We start from the raw sequence: 15,801 nt of genomic DNA on the forward strand, positions 1-15,801 counted from the left end.
AATGGGCACTATCGACACCTACGTCACCGCTGGGACACGTGAAAACACCCAGCGAAGCTATCGATCGGCCGTCGAGCACTTTGAAGTGCAGTGGGGCGGTCTCTTGCCCGCAAGCGGGGATACGATCGCGCGTTACTTAGCGGAGCATGCAAGCACGCTATCGATAAGTACCCTGCAGCAGCGCCTGGCCGCACTGGCCTCCTGGCACCGCGATCACGGGTTTGCGGACCCAACGAAGGCGCCGCTCGTACGCCAGGTGCTCAAAGGCATTCGATCCTTACACCCCTCCCAACAAAAGCAGGCCCGGCCGGTTCAGCTTGAGGAGGTCAGCCAGATTGTGAGTTGGGTCGACCAAATGGTCTCACTGGCGGTCGACCACAATCGACACCCCGATGAGCTGCGATACACGCGCGACCGCGCCCTGCTCTTGCTGGGATTTTGGCGGGGATTCCGTGGCGACGAACTTACCCGCCTCCGTGTCGAGCATACCAAGGCAGTCGCGGGCCAGGGCATTAGTTGCTTCTTGCCCCGCTCTAAAGGCGATCGGAATGCCCAGGGCGTGACGTTCAGGACGCCAGCATTGCAAAGGCTCTGTCCAGTGGACGCATATTTGGCCTGGACGAAGGTTTCAGGCATCAAGGAAGGACCTGTGTTTCGCGGTATTGATCGTTGGGGCAATATTCGCCCTGAAGGGCTGCACATCAACAGCCTGGTGCCTTTGCTTCGCTCCTTGTTCCTTGCAGCGGGGATAGCAGAGGCCGATGAGTACAGTGGGCATTCCTTACGCCGTGGCTTTGCTTCGTGGGCGACGTCGAACGGGTGGGACTTGAAGACTCTGATGGAATACGTCGGATGGCGCGACGTTCAGTCTGCAATCCGCTATCTGGAAACGGGTGAGCGCTTCGGCGATTTGAGAAAGTAAAACCGTACCCAAGTCCAGATTGTCAAGTCCACAGCTGGCGCAACTTCATCAGTGCATCCGGGCTAGTTTCCACGTAAATCTCGAACAGGGACTTTTCCGTGGGCCGCAAAGTGTTGAGCCACTCCCAGCTTCGTAGGATGCACTGCTGCTCATTCGACAGCAGGGTCCAAGGCTTTTTGCACGGTCGCCCCGCACGCAACACGAGCGCGGCCGGATCTGCGTAGAGACAATGCAGTATGCGTATAGGTGAGTCAAAAGGACGGGAATCATCATGTGCAAACACGACCTGGGGCGTCACTACCGTGTCTTGCATGGCAACTTTGAAGCCTCCCCTGCTCAAGCAGTCGATCATTGCGGCCCACAGTCCAAAGAACTGCATGTAAGTGAAGCTAAGCCGGCTTGGGTCGTCCGAAGGGCTGTGGGCCCAAGGCTCGGATAAGCGTAATTCATAATCACTGGTCCGCGGATAATGCAGACCTTTCATGATCATGAGACGCTCTGTGGACATCCTCCAAACGACATAGGCCAAGCAAGTTGCGCATACACCACTTCGCGCCAGGGAAAGGCGATCGTCCTGGTCGAGCTTCGAGAGCCTGGACAAGCATCTACGGTGCCGACGCACATAGTTGCGGAAGATATGGCGGCGAATCGCACGGTAGCACCTTCCTGTATCGTTGCGAATGGTTGTCCTGTCTTCCGCGGCGCCAGGCGTTCTTCCGGTATCGGTGACCTGAACATACCGGCACGCTATCGAAGGCGTACCCTCGAGAACCCACGATCCATAGGGTAGCGGCGCCTGCTCCTGGGCAAAGCCGGCTTGCCATCGCAGCTCCAGGCTACTTTGCTCGGACAGTTCGGAAGTGCTGACCAGTCGATGCAGCAAAGTGTCAGCAACAGGCACCTTCGCCTGTACTGCGCGCCACCATTCGAGATACTCGACAACATGACCGATTACTCGAAGGCGATCGTCTCGGCCCATTGCCGAGATGGACAATAGCTTGTCGAGCGACATCTCGTCTACGTCACCTCGTAATACTTCATTGAACTTAGCTGGTTTTCCCAGCGTATTTGGGCGACACACATCAGCGCCGTGCCAAGGACAGTGCTTCACCCAGGCCAAGTCGAAAAAAAGGCAGTGAAACTGGTGGGAATGCCAGCAAGTGCTGCATACCCTCGACGTCGCCTTTTCACCGCCAACCACGTTGATGGCGAGCTGATCCCAGAAGCCGTTTTTGAGTTCTCTGGCAGGCACGTCGAGCAAGTCACCGAAGCGCTTGAAATCGATCCAACTGCTGTCAGCGCAGTTTCGCAGGCGTGATTTCGTCCGCGGCCGCTGTGGGCGCGCGATGAGATCGCCCAGCTCGAACTCATCCAGGTTGTTGAGTATCATTACCTTTCGAAACAACGACCAGCCTGATTCGAAGGGAAACTGGAACGCCGGGTTCCAGGTAAGTCTTAGTGCACCGGTTCGCCTGTGCATGGGTGCCTCCAGTGCTTCAGTTTAGTACGTCGCTGAACGACCGTAGTTTCGAGGCCGATACCGCAGCGTCAATATCGTTTTCGTCGATATGAAATCCGCAATGGTCCTGCCGCCTTAGCGACAGCAACAAGTCCTCGATTGTCAGGCAGATGTGCTCCATTGGAACGCCTTGCTCGGCAATGCTTCCGGCCGCGCGGTGCAGGGCGTCCCACAGGGCGGTGCGATATGTTTCGAGCCGGAATCCGGCCCGATAGGCCGCTGGAAAAAAGAATTGTGTGAAGGTGATCCCTGATCCTTCCGGAAATTCTGATGCCAAGTCATAACAACGTAGCAGGTCACCAAAATCACCCTCGCTGCAGCACCCATCGAATTGCAAGGTATCGCTGAGGAATCGTCCGATAATCTGTCTGGCATTGTTTGCCAAAAGGCTGGTACGGCGATGCAGGATTTCTGGCTGCGCGAAGGAGATCGCCGTCATCTTGAGGTTTTGCAGTTCCAGCTCGTTGTGGAAGCACACCAGTTGCTGCAAGTCGGCATCATTCAACAGCTGCATCTCATCGATTAGCAAAACATACTGCTTTGCGCCGATGCGCCCAGCCTTGACCCGAATATCCGCCACTGCATTGCCGAATAAGAGGTTTGGGTCAGGCCGTCTCGAAAGGACGTGCGACTCCGCTTCCAGGATGAGCCGCAGCATGTGTGACGTGGTCGGACGCCCGCTTGGACGCGTACTAAGCAAGGTTACATAAATGTTGGGAAACTCAGCTCGCAGCAGATCACGAATCGCGAGGGCGCAGCGCGTCTTGCCCATACGCGGCGAAGAGTAGAACACCGTTCCTGTCCGTCGTGCCCAGACGAGTTCTCGCACGAGCGCGTATGTCCGCTGCATCATCGGCGTAGGAAGCGTATAGGCTCCTTCTCTGATGGGATGGCCACCCAGGAGCCGTTCTCGCATGTCAGCATCAAACGTGGATGCAGCCGCACGTGAAACGTCAGTCTTGTTGTCACGGTTCGGCATGACTACCTCCGATTCTTGATCTTGGAAAAGAAATCGAATGTCGGCTCATCAAGAAGGCGTCCGCGGGTTTCGTTGAGCACACGACGGGTTGTGTCTGGAACACCAGGCGGCGGCGAGGGAGCACGGACGACCTTCGGATCAAGGCCTGCGTCTTTACTGACACGCACGATCTCGGTAAGCTGCTTCGGTCTCGGACCTGAGCCCGTCCGCCCACCCTTCTTGCTCGCCAAATGACGCATGTACACCTGCAAAGGGTCGTCGAATGTGCTTACCGTGATCAGCCTCTTTGTAATGAGACTGTTGATTGCCTTCCTAGTCCGCCTGCTGTGCTTTGTCAGCCCCCATTTACCATGGGCTTTCAGGACACCAAGCTCGCCACCATTCGGGAGAAAGGCCTTCACTTGGCGCATGTCATCCTCATCCACTTCTAACAGCAATCGCGCACCGATCAGGTGGCCAGAAGTGGCGAGCACTTCATTCGTGTAATGCACGCGGTCGACCTGAACATAGGGTCGTCGGCCGGTGCTGCGATTACCACGAACGGTTACTGGTTCGTACTGGCCGAATCCCGCCTCTGCAGACATGCCAGCAGGACGCCGGCGGCTTTCAAAGCGTTCCGGGCGGTCCAGAAAATAGCGGATTGCTTGAAGCGGCGACAGGTTCGAGAGCCCTTCCGTAGGGGTCGCATTATGCTGCGCAAACTCAACGTCCAGAAGCTGCTCGACGTCCGCCGCCCTGATGTGATGTTCGACGGCCTTGCGCTCCGCCTCGTCCGCACGACCGTTACGAGGATGCGATCCGGTGGTAGAAGGGAGTCGCTTGAACAGTGATCGACCGATCTGATTGAATGTCCTCTCTACGTTTGGCCGGCGCTCAAAATGCGCGACCGGCCCCCAATTAATGGCGAAGCCAAGTGCGGCACGTGCGCGCGCGTGAACGGCCGAAGATAAATGCGCCAAGGCGCCATCGAACATCGTCGCGTTCCAAAGCGCCCCTTGCGCACCATCGATTACCCCACTTGGGAGCCCGGCCCCTTCGGGATAGGACAAGCCTGCAATGCTCAGCTCTATCGGCTCCCAGGTTCCGCACGCTGCACTACGAATGACTTTGAGAATGTCGTCCGCGCTAATTTCAGGGCGATACACGACCGTGTAAGCCAGTACGGCGCTGCTGAACCGGTCAACGACAGCAATCAGGTTCAATCGATCCAGCCTTAAGTCAGTTTCAAGCCCCTCAGGCGTTTCGAAGGCGACGGTTAGATGCGCTTCAATCTTGTAGGTATCGATTTCGACCGCATCGAATGGCTCGTCGAAGCTGAGCAGTGGGGCAACGCCTCGACCAACGTTCAAGTGAGCACGGGCCGCGCTATCACCGCGAGCCATCGTGCTTCGTGCAAAATGCCGGTCCAGCGTCTTTTTCATGAACGCTTGTATCGAACGTAGCCCCCTATATTGCGTCGTGAACGGCCATTCGTTCGGCCCTACACCGTTGTCAGTCAGGCAGCGAAGAAATATTCGGTGAAGGTCGCAAGGCCTGAGCTTGTATTCTGGAACAGCCATGTGCTTCGCTTCGTTCTTAATGTACAGAACCAGCTGCTGCTCGATAGCAGGGAATCGTCGGAGTATGGCGCCCAAAGCCCCAGCCATTCCCGATGGAACGCCTGGCGGATTGTGCGGCAGTTTGCTAACCCTACAGTAATCCTTGGTTCGGGAGAACGGGATGCATGCCCGGAATCCCTGGATGCGTCCGTCAGACGCGATTTCAAGGCATCGTCTGGCGAGCTTCGGTAACCAGGTTTGATGGACCCCGGTCTGTGCCTCGATCTGGGCGACAGGAACCCACGCGAAGTAGAGGTGCATCGCCTCCACCTGCGCTCGAAACTGTTCCCGTTGTTCGTCTTCAAACTCAACGTCGAGCACGCTGGGCCACAGCTCGAGCGGCACTGCGTCCTTAATCACCGACTGCCGCGTACCCATGCTGCTACTCCTCCGGAGACATACGGTCGGTCCAGTGGGTCGCCCCACACAATCCGTGCGCCGATAGGTCAAGGTTGAGTCGCCCATGAATTGCAGCTCTCACAACGGCGCCGAATACCGAGGCGCGATCGTGGCCAGTCAGGTCCTCGGCTAAGTCGTCGACTGTTCCAGACTGCCGGTGCGTGAGCGCAACCGCCAACTGCTTCATGATGACATTGGGGCTTTTGTACCGAAACATGCCGGCGTAGTTGACCGCCTTGAGCCAGTGAACGGCCAGGCGAGAGCGTGCCCGTAGTTCGTCGTAGCTGATTATGCGAACCGTTGCCAGCCCGGAATCCGTCTGGACTGCCTCGACCTCACGCCCGACCGCGGCGACGATATGCACTTCGAGTTGATGCTTGGAGCGATCGACAACCATTGCGCACTCTGGGCCAACCTCAAGCACATTACTCACGTCTTGGGAAATTGGATAGAACCCAACGACCAAGGGATCACTCTCGAGGAAGGTTAGCCAGTGAACAAAACTGCGGTCGGAATGGAAGAGCAGATCTTGGTTCTGCTTGACACTATACGCAAGCCAGAGGTTGCTGTTCTGACGGCCACGCCCGCGATACGCGTCAAGTACCCGCGCCCGTTGCGCCGAACGCGGAGTCTTAGCTGTGGCCATGGCCGCCTCCAGGTAGTCTGGGTTGACACTGCTCTGACCAAATTAGTACATCTGACAGCGAAGTGCCAGTTTTACTTCCAAAAGAAGGAAGAAAAACCCTCAGATCGAGGCCGGCAAGGAAGCTGTTCTGCTAGGAGGAGCTATGAGACCGAACTGACAAATTTACTTCCGAGAGCTTTGATGATCCGGTACCCGTTTTCATATTGCACCGAGTCGTCGACCTGGACACACAGGCGCTCACGTTTCTTCAAGTCCGGGCACCGGGCCAGCCTTGCGCGACCTCCTTTCCGTTCCAGCTGACGCACCGTTTCTTCAAGCGTCGCAATGTCGGCGCGTAGCCTGCCCAGCTCGTCTGCGTCCGGCAAGAACAGCCGCGCCGTCCACACCATTGCCGCGAGCCCGAAACCGATCGCAAGCAGCGACACCGTGAGAATCTTGCGCGGACCGATGTCGGCTTCGCGCCTGTACATGGCGGCTGCGCGTTGCGCGTACGCCGTAGCGCCCGTCAAGTTCGTTGCGATCGTGGCGGCGCCCTGTTGCGCCGAACTTTCCATGCGCGCCTCGACCGCAGAGGTGATCGCGTGCGGCAGCCGTCTTCCGGTGTCCTCGAATGCGGCAACCGACGACTCCAGGCGCTTGATCAGTCCGGCCACCTCGGCCTGCTGGCGTTTGTTTCATCGAATAATGCCGAGGCAAACGCCGCGTAAGTCTCGTTCATGCTCATCATCGTTCCATCCTATGTTCGCGTTCGCGCTCCTGATGCCCTGGCCCGGGTGCAGCCTGCTCGGCTCCGACGCTGCGGTCACGGCCGGCCTCCCGCTCCAGCTGGCGTTGCCGGGCGAGTTCGGGGTGCCGGTGGTGGCTGATCGCCAAGTCCCGGATATCTGCCAGCAGCGTGTACTGGATCGTCCCATCCCGTTTCACTGCAAGCACGAATCCCCCGGCGTTGGCCGTATCGACATGGTTCAGGGCGGCCATCAGGTGCAGGTATGCCTGAACGTCCGCAGGACGCGGACGCTCGGTGCCGTCATCCAGAATATGTGCCGCCAGCCCATCCACATACGTGCTGAGCGGGATTGGCCTGCTGGGCGATCCGGTGCCGAACTCCACGTAAGGTGACACGTGAATGCTGATCTCGGCATTGACCGAGGCTTCTTCCAGAACGACATTCCAGTGCGCCGTGCGTGAAATGTTGGCGAGGTTCTGGTCGCGCTGCAGCACGACGCGCAGTTTTTCCGCCTTGACGGCTTCTTTATTATGATCGCCGGAACGGCGCTTGAATTCATACAACAGCACTGTGCCGCCGAAATCTGCAAGCAGGTCGCCGAGCATGCTGTCGAGCGGCGTCTGCTGTAACAGGTTCAGGCTGGAAGCAAGCGCGCCCCCCTCAAGCGGCTCCCAAGGGCCATTCCCAACCCATATAAAAAATTCCCGATGAATATGTTTTCGTAGACTGGAACGGCGTCGCTGTCGCAGGGAGTCTGCCTTCCTGACTTTCTTATGTTTCTCCTACACATTTTTAATTGCCTAAGTACTATACTGCCGGCTGTGCGGGATATGGTCTCAATGTTGAACGGCGATGGGACCGGAGGGCCAGGATTCGGTCCCCGCCCTGGTCAAGTATTTCTCTATGCCGGACAGAGCGAAAGGGATCGATGTTGCGGCACGACTGGTGCCAGTCTCGGTGAATATCGCTGCCCTACCCTGGTCCTGCTGCTGCCATGGATCCCGCTCCTTGACCAGGGAGCAACTGCGCGGATTGCGCTTCCTTCTGGCCTCCTCGTGAGGCTCGCTCGCCGCCGCCCTTGGTTGCCGGGTTTTAGAGTTGTGTCAAACTTCGTTGGTTAGTTACTTTTCTCCGTATAGTCTCTCTACGCCCATCTCCGTAAGCACCATATCCAGGCCCACATGGTGGGACGACAATCCCTTCAAGGCCTTCGACATCTTCGTCATCAGCCTCGAATTTGCCGGAACCCCCAAGCGCCTGCCAGCCGTCGGCACACTCAAGACCGTCACGAAGCAATCTGCGGCCATCAAATGAAAAACTGGGTGCCGCCGCCCTGCCCGCTCGTGCATACTTAACCACAATCCAGCGCCCGACGGCAGCATTCAACGCTGACTTCAAGGCGAGAAGCGGAGAATCAGCGATCACAATACATAAGCGAGTGTTAGGCTCGCAAGAATCCCCGAACTAATGCCGAAAGCCAATGAGAGCGTAAACCGCGTGCCGATCCGAACTTTGTACTTCAGGGCACGGCCAAAGGAAATACTTGCAAATGTGATTGCAGCGGTAATTAGCAAAGTGCTGAGGACGACCTCGGGTAATACGAACCTTCTTCCCAAAAACACTGCGATTTTGATAAGTACAAAGCCGCCCAAGATGGTCGACATTGCATAGAACACCTGTTGGGGAGTCTCATCATGTGGTTCGACATCTGATTTTTGCTCCTGATTGCTCGGGTCAACGTCAGATTGCGCTCTCTTCTGTTCGACTGCGGGCGCAGCATCCGATTCTGGGCTGTTGGCGACTTCAATGGTTTTGCCGCTGTTGTTCATGCTCACAGCGGCAGAATCAGAAGCGTCTTGCGCAGACGGGAAGAAGATCGTCCGACCCGCATATAAGGCCGCAAGTACCGCGAGCATGTCTGCGAAATAATTGAGTTGATCGATCAGGTGAGTTCCGCGACACATCGAAATCGGGATTGGAATCAACATCACAAAGAAAGCAAATGCGATCGCAAAATCAATGGCTCGAAGAGATGGCGCTGATCTCTTACCGTTTTCTGGTTTCATACAATCTCCAGGACCTAAATATATTTATTATAGTTTTCACGTGTATTCGCGGAAATACAATTTTCCCCAGTTTGGCGTTGGCAGGCGCCAAGCATTCATTCTCTTCTCGGCATCTCAGCAATGGGGACCTGTCGCTGCTGATTCCAGAAACACCTTCCTCGCTGCTTCTGGCCTATACGGCCGACCTTCTGCTCCAATGACCTCCAACCAAGCAAGCTCGCGCGTCCTCGGATAGCTAAAACATGGAGCCGCTCGTATGCCCGCCTGGCCTGTCACCTGCCGGCGTAGTAGCTGACGTCGACCCGCCACCCTGGTGGCGGTTTTTTTTCGCGTTGCGGATCCTCGTTGGTTAGTTACCATTTTGATGCTATAGTGCGCCGACGCCCATCTCCATGTCCATCATGTCCAAGCTCTCATCCTGGGACGACAATCCCGTGAAGGCCTTCGACGCCTTCGTCATCAGCCTCGACTTCGCCGAAACCGCCAAGCGCCTGCCGGCCGACGGCAAGCTCAAGACCGTGTCGAAGCAGTCGGCCACCATCTACCGGTACATGTTCCGCAACTTCTGCAATTGGGTGGCGGAACAAGGCAAACGCTTCTCCACGGTGGACCATGCCGATATCAAGCGCTTCCTCAACCGCGCCGACGAGCACGGCCGCGTCATCAACAGCAAGATCGCGCACCGTTACCTGCGCCTGCTCGAGCGCTGCTACCAGCATCTGCAAGCAGATCCGAACCCGGCGCGCGAAGCCCTCCTGGCCACCGGGCCAGCCGAGTACCTGCGGGACGAACCCACGCGGGCCCTGTCCGACGACCAGCTGCGCCGCTTCTTCGACGCCCTGCCCTCGGCGCCGGTGCGGGTGCGCCGGCTGACGCCCTTCGACGGCTGGAAGCGCCGGCGCGACCGCGCCATGCAGGTCACGATCGCGCTCGCCGGGCTGCGGGTGGCCGAGGCGATCGGCCTGCTGCTGGGCGAGGTCGGGCAACAGGCCGACCTCGACGGATCCATTGAACTGACCATCACCCCGAGCCAGAAGAATGAGACCAGTCACGAGCACGTGGCGCTGCTTCCGCGGGAAGGCGTCGCCGAGCTGCAGGCCTGGCTCAGGGAACGCGCCGAAATGGGCATCCCGGGCGAGTTCGTCTTTCCCGCCAATACCGAAGGACGCAAGATGATCAAGAAGACCGTCTACATGCAGGTCCGGGCCACGTTCGAGCGTGCCCGCATCGACCTGTCCCGTGCCGGCGGGCGCACCTTGCGCAACACCTTCGCCCAGCGCAAACTGGCCGAGGGCGCCAAACCCGACGAGCTCAAGGACACGCTCGGCCTGGCGCTCGAACGCTCCGCGGCGGACTACCAATACGCGCGGGTCAAACCCGATCCCGGGCAATAGGCGGCGTACCGGCTCGCTTGTCGAGCAGGCGCCGCACTGCCGGGTCGAGCGGCAGGCGCCGCAGCATGCCGATGTCCGTGCCGCCGGTATTCCCGGTCGGCACGATGCCCACGGCCGATCCGAGCGCGCCCAGCACGAGCCGCAGCAGCTGCCCCCACACCTGCCGCGGAGCGCGGCGCCGCAGGCCGATCTTCAGCATCCAGCGATGCGTCGCCACGTGCAGCGCGACGTGGCGCTGGCCCAGCACATGAGCCCGCTCGAGATGCGCCATCGCGGCCGCCTCCCTGCCGGCACGATAGCAATAGCGAGCCGCGGCCATCTCGTCCTCGTAGGCCTTGCGCAGCTCAGGATGCATGGCGCGTCTCCGTGCTTGCGCCGGCGCCGCGCAGGCGCAAGGCGTTGGCAATCACGGAGACCGAACTCAGGCTCATTGCCAGCGCCGCGATCATGGGCGAGAGCAGCTGGCCGGCGGCCGGATACAGCAGGCCGGCCGCCAGCGGGATGCCGAGCGCGTTATAGATGAAGGCGAAGCCCAGGTTCTGGCGCATGTTGCGTACCGTCTGCAGCGACAGGCGACGTGAGCGGGCAATGGCCCGCAGGTCACCCTTGACCAGTGTCAGGTGGGCGGAATTGATCGCCACGTCAGTCCCGGTTCCCATCGCGATCCCCACGTCGGCCCTGGCCAGCGCCGGGGCGTCGTTGATCCCGTCTCCCGCCATCGCCACGATGCGCCCTTCTTTCTGCAGGCGTTCGACCAGGGCCAGCTTGTCCTGCGGCTTGACCTCGCCATACACGTCCTCGATCCCGAGCCGCGCCGCTACTGCGCGCGCCGTCGTCACGCCGTCGCCGGTCGCCATGACGACCGCGATGCCGGCCTGGCGCAGCGCCGCAAGCGCCTCCGGCGTCGTCTCCTTGATCGGGTCCGAGACCGCCACCAGTCCCATCAGGCGCCCTGCGCGGGCCAGGTACATCACGCTGGCGCCCGCCTGGCGCAGCTCCTCCGCGCCATCGCGCAGTGGCGTCCAGTCGATCCCTTCGCTTTCCATCAACGCCGTATTCCCGAGGGCAAGCGCCTGCCCCTGGACGGTGCCGCGCACCCCGATCCCGCTGGTCGACTCGAAGCTGCCGGGCTTGTCGAGCGGCAGGGCGCGCCGCCTGGCTTCCGCCACGATCGCGTGCGCGAGCGGGTGTTCGCTGCCCTGGTCGAGGCTCGCAGCAAAGCGCAGCACCTCGTCTTCCTGGAAACCGGCCGCCGCGATAACGCGGTCGAACGCCGGCTTCCCCTCGGTGAGGGTGCCGGTCTTGTCGACGATGAGCGTGTCGACCTTGCCCATGGCCTCGATCGCCGCGGCGTCGCGAAACAGCACGCCCTGGGTGGCCGCGCGCCCGGTCGCCGCCATGATCGACATCGGGGTGGCCAGGCCCAGCGCGCAGGGACAGGCGATGATCAGGACCGCCACCGCATTGACGAAGCCATAGACCCAGCTCGGCTCCGGCCCGTACAGTCCCCAGCCGATCAGCGTCGCCAGCGCCACCAGGACCACCACCGACACGAAGTAGCCGGCCACCACGTCCGCCAGGCGCTGCATCGGCGCCCGCGAGCGCTGGGCATTCGCGACCATCTGCACGATCTGGGACAACATGGTCTGCGCGCCGACGCGCTCGGATCGGATGATGAGACTGCCGCTGGCATTGATCGTCGCCCCGATGACCTTGTCGCCGGCGCGCTTCGTCACGGGCAGCGGCTCGCCGGTGAGCATGCTCTCGTCGATCGCGCTTTCGCCCTCGAGGACGGTGCCATCGACCGGGACTTTCTCGCCGGGCCGGACGCGCAGTTGGTCGCCGACGCGCACGTGCGAGAGCGCCACGTCCTCTTCACTGCCGTCGGCGCGGATGCGGCGCGCGGTCTTCGGCGCCAGGCCGAGCAGGGACTTGATCGCCGCCGAGGTCTGCGAACGCGCCCGCAGCTCGAGGATCTGGCCGAGCAGGGTCAGCGAGATGATCACGGCGGCGGCCTCATAATAGACGCCGATGCGGCCGTGCATGGCGAAGGTGGCCGGGAACAGGCCCGGCGCAAGGGTGGCGACCACGCTGTACCCGTAGGCGGCGGCCACGCCGATGCCGATCAGGGTCCACATGTTGGGACTGCGCTTGCGGATCGACTGTGCCGCGCGCACGAAGAACGGCCAGCCGGCCCACAGCACCACCGGGGTGCTGAGTGCGAGTTCGATCCAGCTCTGGAGCGCCAGCCCGCCACCGAAGAGTCGGTGGCCCGCCATCGCCAGCACGGCAACGACCACCGTGAGCGGCAGGGTCCACCAGAACCTGCGCCGGTAATCGATCAGTTCGGGACTGTCGCCCTCTTCCAGCGACGGCATCACAGGTTCCAGTCCCATGCCGCAAATCGGACAGTTGCCCGGCGTCGACTGCCGTATCTCCGGATGCATGGGACAGGTATAGACCGTCCCGGCGGGAAGGGGCTCTGTGGATACGGCATCGTTGTTCATGACAGCTCCGGAAACATGGATGGGAGATTGGTGTTCTATGCGTTTTCTTTCGCGTGGTTGAGCGAATAACGCGGAATCTCGACGCTCAGGTCACCATCGGCGACGACGGCCTGGCAGGACAGGCGCGACTGCCGTTCGACACCCCAGGCGCGGTCCAGCATGTCCTCTTCGGCTTCGCTTGCTTCGTTCAGCGAGGCAAAGCCCTCGCGCACCACGACATGGCAGGTCGTGCAGGCGCCGACCTTGCCGCAGGCGTGCTCGATCTCCACGCCGTGCTCGAGCAGGGCGTCGCAGATGCTGGTCCCGCGTGAGACGTCGATGACGGCGCCGCCGGGGGCGCATTCCGGGTGGGGCAAGACGGTCAGCTTAGGCATGGGCCGCCTCCATCTCCTGCGCGGGTGCGCGACGGTACCGGCAGAACAGACAGTCCCTTGAACCGGTCGCACCGGCCGGGGCAACAGCGGCGGCAGTCTTCGCCGCTACGGGACGCACCGCACTCTCGTCGGCAGTTTGCTTGACGACAGCTTCGTTCAATCGCTCGCGTGCATGCATGTCAGGGCTCCAGGAGTTAGCTGATTTCACTGTAAACCTTCCGACTGTAGGAAGGTCAAGCAGTTTTGCCAACACTGGTTTTTCCTGACCAAAACAGGATGTGGACGGCGGCCCACGCCCCTGATTCAGGACAGCCTTCAAGCACTTTTCAGTTCAATATGCCGTGCTATACTCCGCCTGCCTATGAACCGCACTGTCAAGACATTCATTGTTTGGCTACTGATGCTCATGCTGCCGCTCCATGCGGTCGCCGCGAGCGTCGGGATGTCTTGCGCGCCTGTCCGCCAGACCGCGGCAAGCTCCGCCGGCATGGCACACCACCAGCCCGCTCCAGATGCCCACGCGCATCATGACGCGGACCACACGGCGCACGCCGGCCACGGCGCGAACGCAGCGGCCGACGAGGACCATGGTTCGGCGCCGGATATCGTGAAAAAGACGCATTCGGCCTGCAGCGCCTGTTCGGCAGTCTGCGCCGGTGCAGTCGCGCCGCCATCGGCTTTCCTCCCTCTTCCCACCTTCGACGGCTCCGACGCCGTCCTCGTGTCGCCTTCGACCCTGGTAGCAGGCTTCATCCCCGACGGTCCACAGCGACCTCCCCGACATCCATCCGCGTAATCGAAGCAGAAGCTGACGGCCGGTGCGCCTGCACCGCTGCGCACGCTTCCCAAGCGACCGTGCGTGCGACGCACGTCCCGTGACCGATTTTCGAGGATTGACGATGAAATCCCTATACATGATGGCCGCCGCAGGCGTCCTGATGGCTGCGCCGTGCGCGCATGCCCAGCAAGCATCCCGCTCGCCCGACCCGGCCGACCCGGCCGTGGCCGTCCCCCCACCCGTCTACCAGTCGGCGATGTCCGGCTATTCCCGCCTGCCTCAGGAGAAGGACGCCAGCCCGGACAAAACCTGGCGCCGGTTGAACGATGCGCTCGCCGCGGGGCCGGCACATGCGGCGCATGACTCGGCCCCGGCCCCGGCCCCGGCAAAACCGGCCCGGTCCGCCAAGCCCGCGCCCGCACACGACGCCCATCAGCATCACTGAGACCATATCAAGCCAAGGCAAGACAATGACAATACAAACCTCGCCACCCATGCTGCGCGCCATCGGCGCCGGCGTGCTTGTGCTCGTACTGAGCGGCTGCGCCAGCTTTTCGCAGGACGGCGGCCTCGACGCGGTATCGGCAATGACCTCGGCGCGCACGGGCCAGGACGTCCGCCTGCCGCAAGGGAGCGCAGACAACGCATCGATCCAGGACGAACTCGATCGCCTGCTGGGGGCGCCGCTGAGCGCCGACGGCGCCGTTCGTGTCGCCCTGCTCAACAACCGCGGCCTGCGCGCCTCGCTCGCCGGCCTGGGCGTCGCCGAGGCCGACCTGGTCCAGGCGGGACGCATGGCCAACCCGGGCGTGAGCTTCAGCCGCATGTCCGGCGGCGGCGAAACGGAGATCGAACGCAGCGTGATGTTCGACCTGGTCGGCCTGCTGACCATTCCGATCCGCCGTGACATCGAAGCGCGCCGCTTCAAGGGCGCGCAACTGCTTGCCGCGACCGACGCCGTGCGCCTGGCGGCCGACACCCGCAAGGCCTGGTTCAATGCCGTTGCCGCGGCCCAGTCGGCGCACTATGCCGAACAGGTACGTGAAGCCGCGCAGGCCAGCGCCGAACTGGCCCGGCGCATGGCCAAGGCCGGCAACCTCAGCGCGCTCGACCAGGCGCGCGAACAGGTGTTCTCCGCCGAAACCACGACCCAGCTCGCGCGTGCCCGACACAATGCGACCGCCGCGCGCGAGCAGCTGGCGCGCCTGATGAGCGTGTGGGGTGCGCAGACCGCCTTCACGCTTCCCGAGCGGCTTCCCGATCTTCCGGCGGCCCCACGCGACGAAGGCAATGTCGAAGCGCTGGCGATGCGGCAGCGGCTCGACGTCCAGCTGGCGAAGCTGGACGCCGAATCGACCGCGCGTGCGCTGGGGCTGACCCGCGCGACCGGGGTGGTCAACGTACTCGACGCGGGTTACGTCAATGCGAGCAAGAGCGGCGCGCCACGCGAAAACGGTTACGAAATCGAGCTGGCACTCCCGATCTTCGATTGGGGCGGTGCGCGGGTCGCGAAGGCCGAGGCGCTCTACATGGGGGCCGTCCACCGCACCGCCCATACGGCCACCACCGCCCGCTCGCAGGTACGCGAAGCCTGGTCGGCCTACCGGACCACCTATGACGTGGCCCGACACTACCGCGACGAAGTCGTTCCACTGCAAAAGAAAATTTCGGAAGAAACCCTGCTTCGCTATAACGGCATGCTCATGAGCGTGTTCGAGCTGCTGGCGGACGCGCGCGCCCAGATCACCGGTGTGAACACCGCGATCGAGGCCCAGCGCGACTTCTGGATCGCCGAAACCGACCTGCAGGCCGCCATCAACGGCAGCGGCGGGTCGACCGTATCGCTGACCGCCGCCGCATCCGCCGAAGCGGCGCCCGCACACTGACAAGGA

General features: G+C 61.5%; 14 protein-coding genes. 4 read left to right on the forward strand and 10 right to left on the reverse strand.

Going from position 1 to position 15,801, the window contains the following annotated elements:
- The first annotated feature begins 1 nt into the window (after window position 1).
- A complete protein-coding gene (locus ACK6C6_RS11065) occupies window positions 2–922 on the forward strand; it encodes a site-specific integrase (protein WP_409267367.1) in 921 nt (306 codons plus the stop codon).
- Between the two features lie 22 nt (window positions 923–944).
- On the opposite strand, the gene ACK6C6_RS11070 is transcribed toward ACK6C6_RS11065, so the two are convergent.
- The 7 genes from ACK6C6_RS11070 to ACK6C6_RS11100 all read right to left on the reverse strand — a co-directional run bounded on the left by ACK6C6_RS11070 (window position 945) and on the right by ACK6C6_RS11100 (window position 8,856).
- Complete coding sequence (locus ACK6C6_RS11070; protein WP_409267368.1) at window positions 945–2,312, reverse strand: hypothetical protein; 1,368 nt, start codon at window positions 2,310–2,312, stop codon at window positions 945–947.
- A 106-nt stretch (window positions 2,313–2,418) separates the two neighbouring features.
- A complete protein-coding gene (locus ACK6C6_RS11075; protein WP_409267369.1) occupies window positions 2,419–3,420 on the reverse strand; it encodes an ATP-binding protein in 1,002 nt (333 codons plus the stop codon).
- A gap of 2 nt (window positions 3,421–3,422) precedes the next feature.
- Window positions 3,423–5,396: a hypothetical protein gene (locus ACK6C6_RS11080; protein ID WP_409267370.1), complete on the reverse strand. Its 1,974-nt coding sequence runs from the start codon at window positions 5,394–5,396 to the stop codon at window positions 3,423–3,425.
- Between the two features lie 4 nt (window positions 5,397–5,400).
- The gene (locus ACK6C6_RS11085) at window positions 5,401–6,063 is read right to left on the reverse strand and encodes a hypothetical protein (RefSeq protein WP_409267371.1); all 663 of its coding nucleotides are present in this window, start codon (window positions 6,061–6,063) and stop codon (window positions 5,401–5,403) included.
- 140 nt (window positions 6,064–6,203) lie between these two features.
- The gene (locus tag ACK6C6_RS11090; protein WP_409267372.1) at window positions 6,204–6,716 is read right to left on the reverse strand and encodes a hypothetical protein; all 513 of its coding nucleotides are present in this window, start codon (window positions 6,714–6,716) and stop codon (window positions 6,204–6,206) included.
- Window positions 6,717–6,786: 70 nt separating this feature from the next.
- The gene (locus ACK6C6_RS11095; protein WP_409267373.1) at window positions 6,787–7,395 is read right to left on the reverse strand and encodes a hypothetical protein; all 609 of its coding nucleotides are present in this window, start codon (window positions 7,393–7,395) and stop codon (window positions 6,787–6,789) included.
- 816 nt (window positions 7,396–8,211) lie between these two features.
- Complete coding sequence (locus ACK6C6_RS11100) at window positions 8,212–8,856, reverse strand: hypothetical protein (RefSeq protein ID WP_409267374.1); 645 nt, start codon at window positions 8,854–8,856, stop codon at window positions 8,212–8,214.
- Window positions 8,857–9,257: 401 nt separating this feature from the next.
- Between ACK6C6_RS11100 and ACK6C6_RS11105 the strand changes: the two genes are divergently transcribed.
- On the forward strand, window positions 9,258–10,250 hold the full coding sequence (locus ACK6C6_RS11105; protein ID WP_409267375.1) for a tyrosine-type recombinase/integrase: 993 nt from the start codon (window positions 9,258–9,260) through the stop codon (window positions 10,248–10,250).
- Here the strand turns inward: ACK6C6_RS11105 and ACK6C6_RS11110 are convergent.
- The 3 genes from ACK6C6_RS11110 to fdx are packed head-to-tail and all read right to left on the reverse strand — an operon-like array spanning window position 10,228 to window position 13,131.
- Window positions 10,228–10,605, reverse strand: a complete 378-nt coding sequence (locus ACK6C6_RS11110; protein WP_409267376.1) for a DUF3703 domain-containing protein — start codon at window positions 10,603–10,605, stop codon at window positions 10,228–10,230. The two genes, ACK6C6_RS11105 and ACK6C6_RS11110, sit on opposite strands and share 23 nt — an antisense overlap.
- On the reverse strand, window positions 10,595–12,757 hold the full coding sequence (locus tag ACK6C6_RS11115; RefSeq protein ID WP_409267377.1) for a copper-transporting P-type ATPase: 2,163 nt from the start codon (window positions 12,755–12,757) through the stop codon (window positions 10,595–10,597). The genes ACK6C6_RS11110 and ACK6C6_RS11115 overlap by 11 nt, the downstream gene beginning before the upstream one ends.
- A gap of 35 nt (window positions 12,758–12,792) precedes the next feature.
- On the reverse strand, window positions 12,793–13,131 hold the full coding sequence (fdx, locus tag ACK6C6_RS11120; protein ID WP_409267378.1) for an ISC system 2Fe-2S type ferredoxin: 339 nt from the start codon (window positions 13,129–13,131) through the stop codon (window positions 12,793–12,795).
- Between the two features lie 899 nt (window positions 13,132–14,030).
- Between fdx and ACK6C6_RS11125 the strand changes: the two genes are divergently transcribed.
- Window positions 14,031–14,354, forward strand: a complete 324-nt coding sequence (locus ACK6C6_RS11125) for a hypothetical protein (RefSeq protein WP_409267379.1) — start codon at window positions 14,031–14,033, stop codon at window positions 14,352–14,354.
- Between the two features lie 25 nt (window positions 14,355–14,379).
- The gene (locus tag ACK6C6_RS11130) at window positions 14,380–15,795 is read left to right on the forward strand and encodes a TolC family protein (protein ID WP_409267380.1); all 1,416 of its coding nucleotides are present in this window, start codon (window positions 14,380–14,382) and stop codon (window positions 15,793–15,795) included.
- Window positions 15,796–15,801 lie beyond the last annotated feature (6 nt).

This window comes from Massilia sp. BHUDP2 (assembly GCF_046236355.1).
Classification (GTDB): Bacteria; Pseudomonadota; Gammaproteobacteria; order Burkholderiales; family Burkholderiaceae_D; genus Telluria; species Telluria varians.

Coding starts and splice junctions, on each gene's coding strand:
- ACK6C6_RS11065 (WP_409267367.1), top strand. CDS start 2: ATGGGCACTATCGACACCTACGTCACCGCTGGGACACGTGAAAACACC.
- ACK6C6_RS11070 (WP_409267368.1), bottom strand. CDS start 2,312: ATGATACTCAACAACCTGGATGAGTTCGAGCTGGGCGATCTCATCGCG.
- ACK6C6_RS11075 (WP_409267369.1), bottom strand. CDS start 3,420: ATGCCGAACCGTGACAACAAGACTGACGTTTCACGTGCGGCTGCATCC.
- ACK6C6_RS11080 (WP_409267370.1), bottom strand. CDS start 5,396: ATGGGTACGCGGCAGTCGGTGATTAAGGACGCAGTGCCGCTCGAGCTG.
- ACK6C6_RS11085 (WP_409267371.1), bottom strand. CDS start 6,063: ATGGCCACAGCTAAGACTCCGCGTTCGGCGCAACGGGCGCGGGTACTT.
- ACK6C6_RS11095 (WP_409267373.1), bottom strand. CDS start 7,395: ATGCTCGGCGACCTGCTTGCAGATTTCGGCGGCACAGTGCTGTTGTAT.
- ACK6C6_RS11100 (WP_409267374.1), bottom strand. CDS start 8,856: ATGAAACCAGAAAACGGTAAGAGATCAGCGCCATCTCTTCGAGCCATT.
- ACK6C6_RS11105 (WP_409267375.1), top strand. CDS start 9,258: ATGTCCAAGCTCTCATCCTGGGACGACAATCCCGTGAAGGCCTTCGAC.
- ACK6C6_RS11110 (WP_409267376.1), bottom strand. CDS start 10,605: ATGCATCCTGAGCTGCGCAAGGCCTACGAGGACGAGATGGCCGCGGCT.
- ACK6C6_RS11115 (WP_409267377.1), bottom strand. CDS start 12,757: ATGAACAACGATGCCGTATCCACAGAGCCCCTTCCCGCCGGGACGGTC.
- fdx (WP_409267378.1), bottom strand. CDS start 13,131: ATGCCTAAGCTGACCGTCTTGCCCCACCCGGAATGCGCCCCCGGCGGC.
- ACK6C6_RS11125 (WP_409267379.1), top strand. CDS start 14,031: ATGAAATCCCTATACATGATGGCCGCCGCAGGCGTCCTGATGGCTGCG.
- ACK6C6_RS11130 (WP_409267380.1), top strand. CDS start 14,380: ATGACAATACAAACCTCGCCACCCATGCTGCGCGCCATCGGCGCCGGC.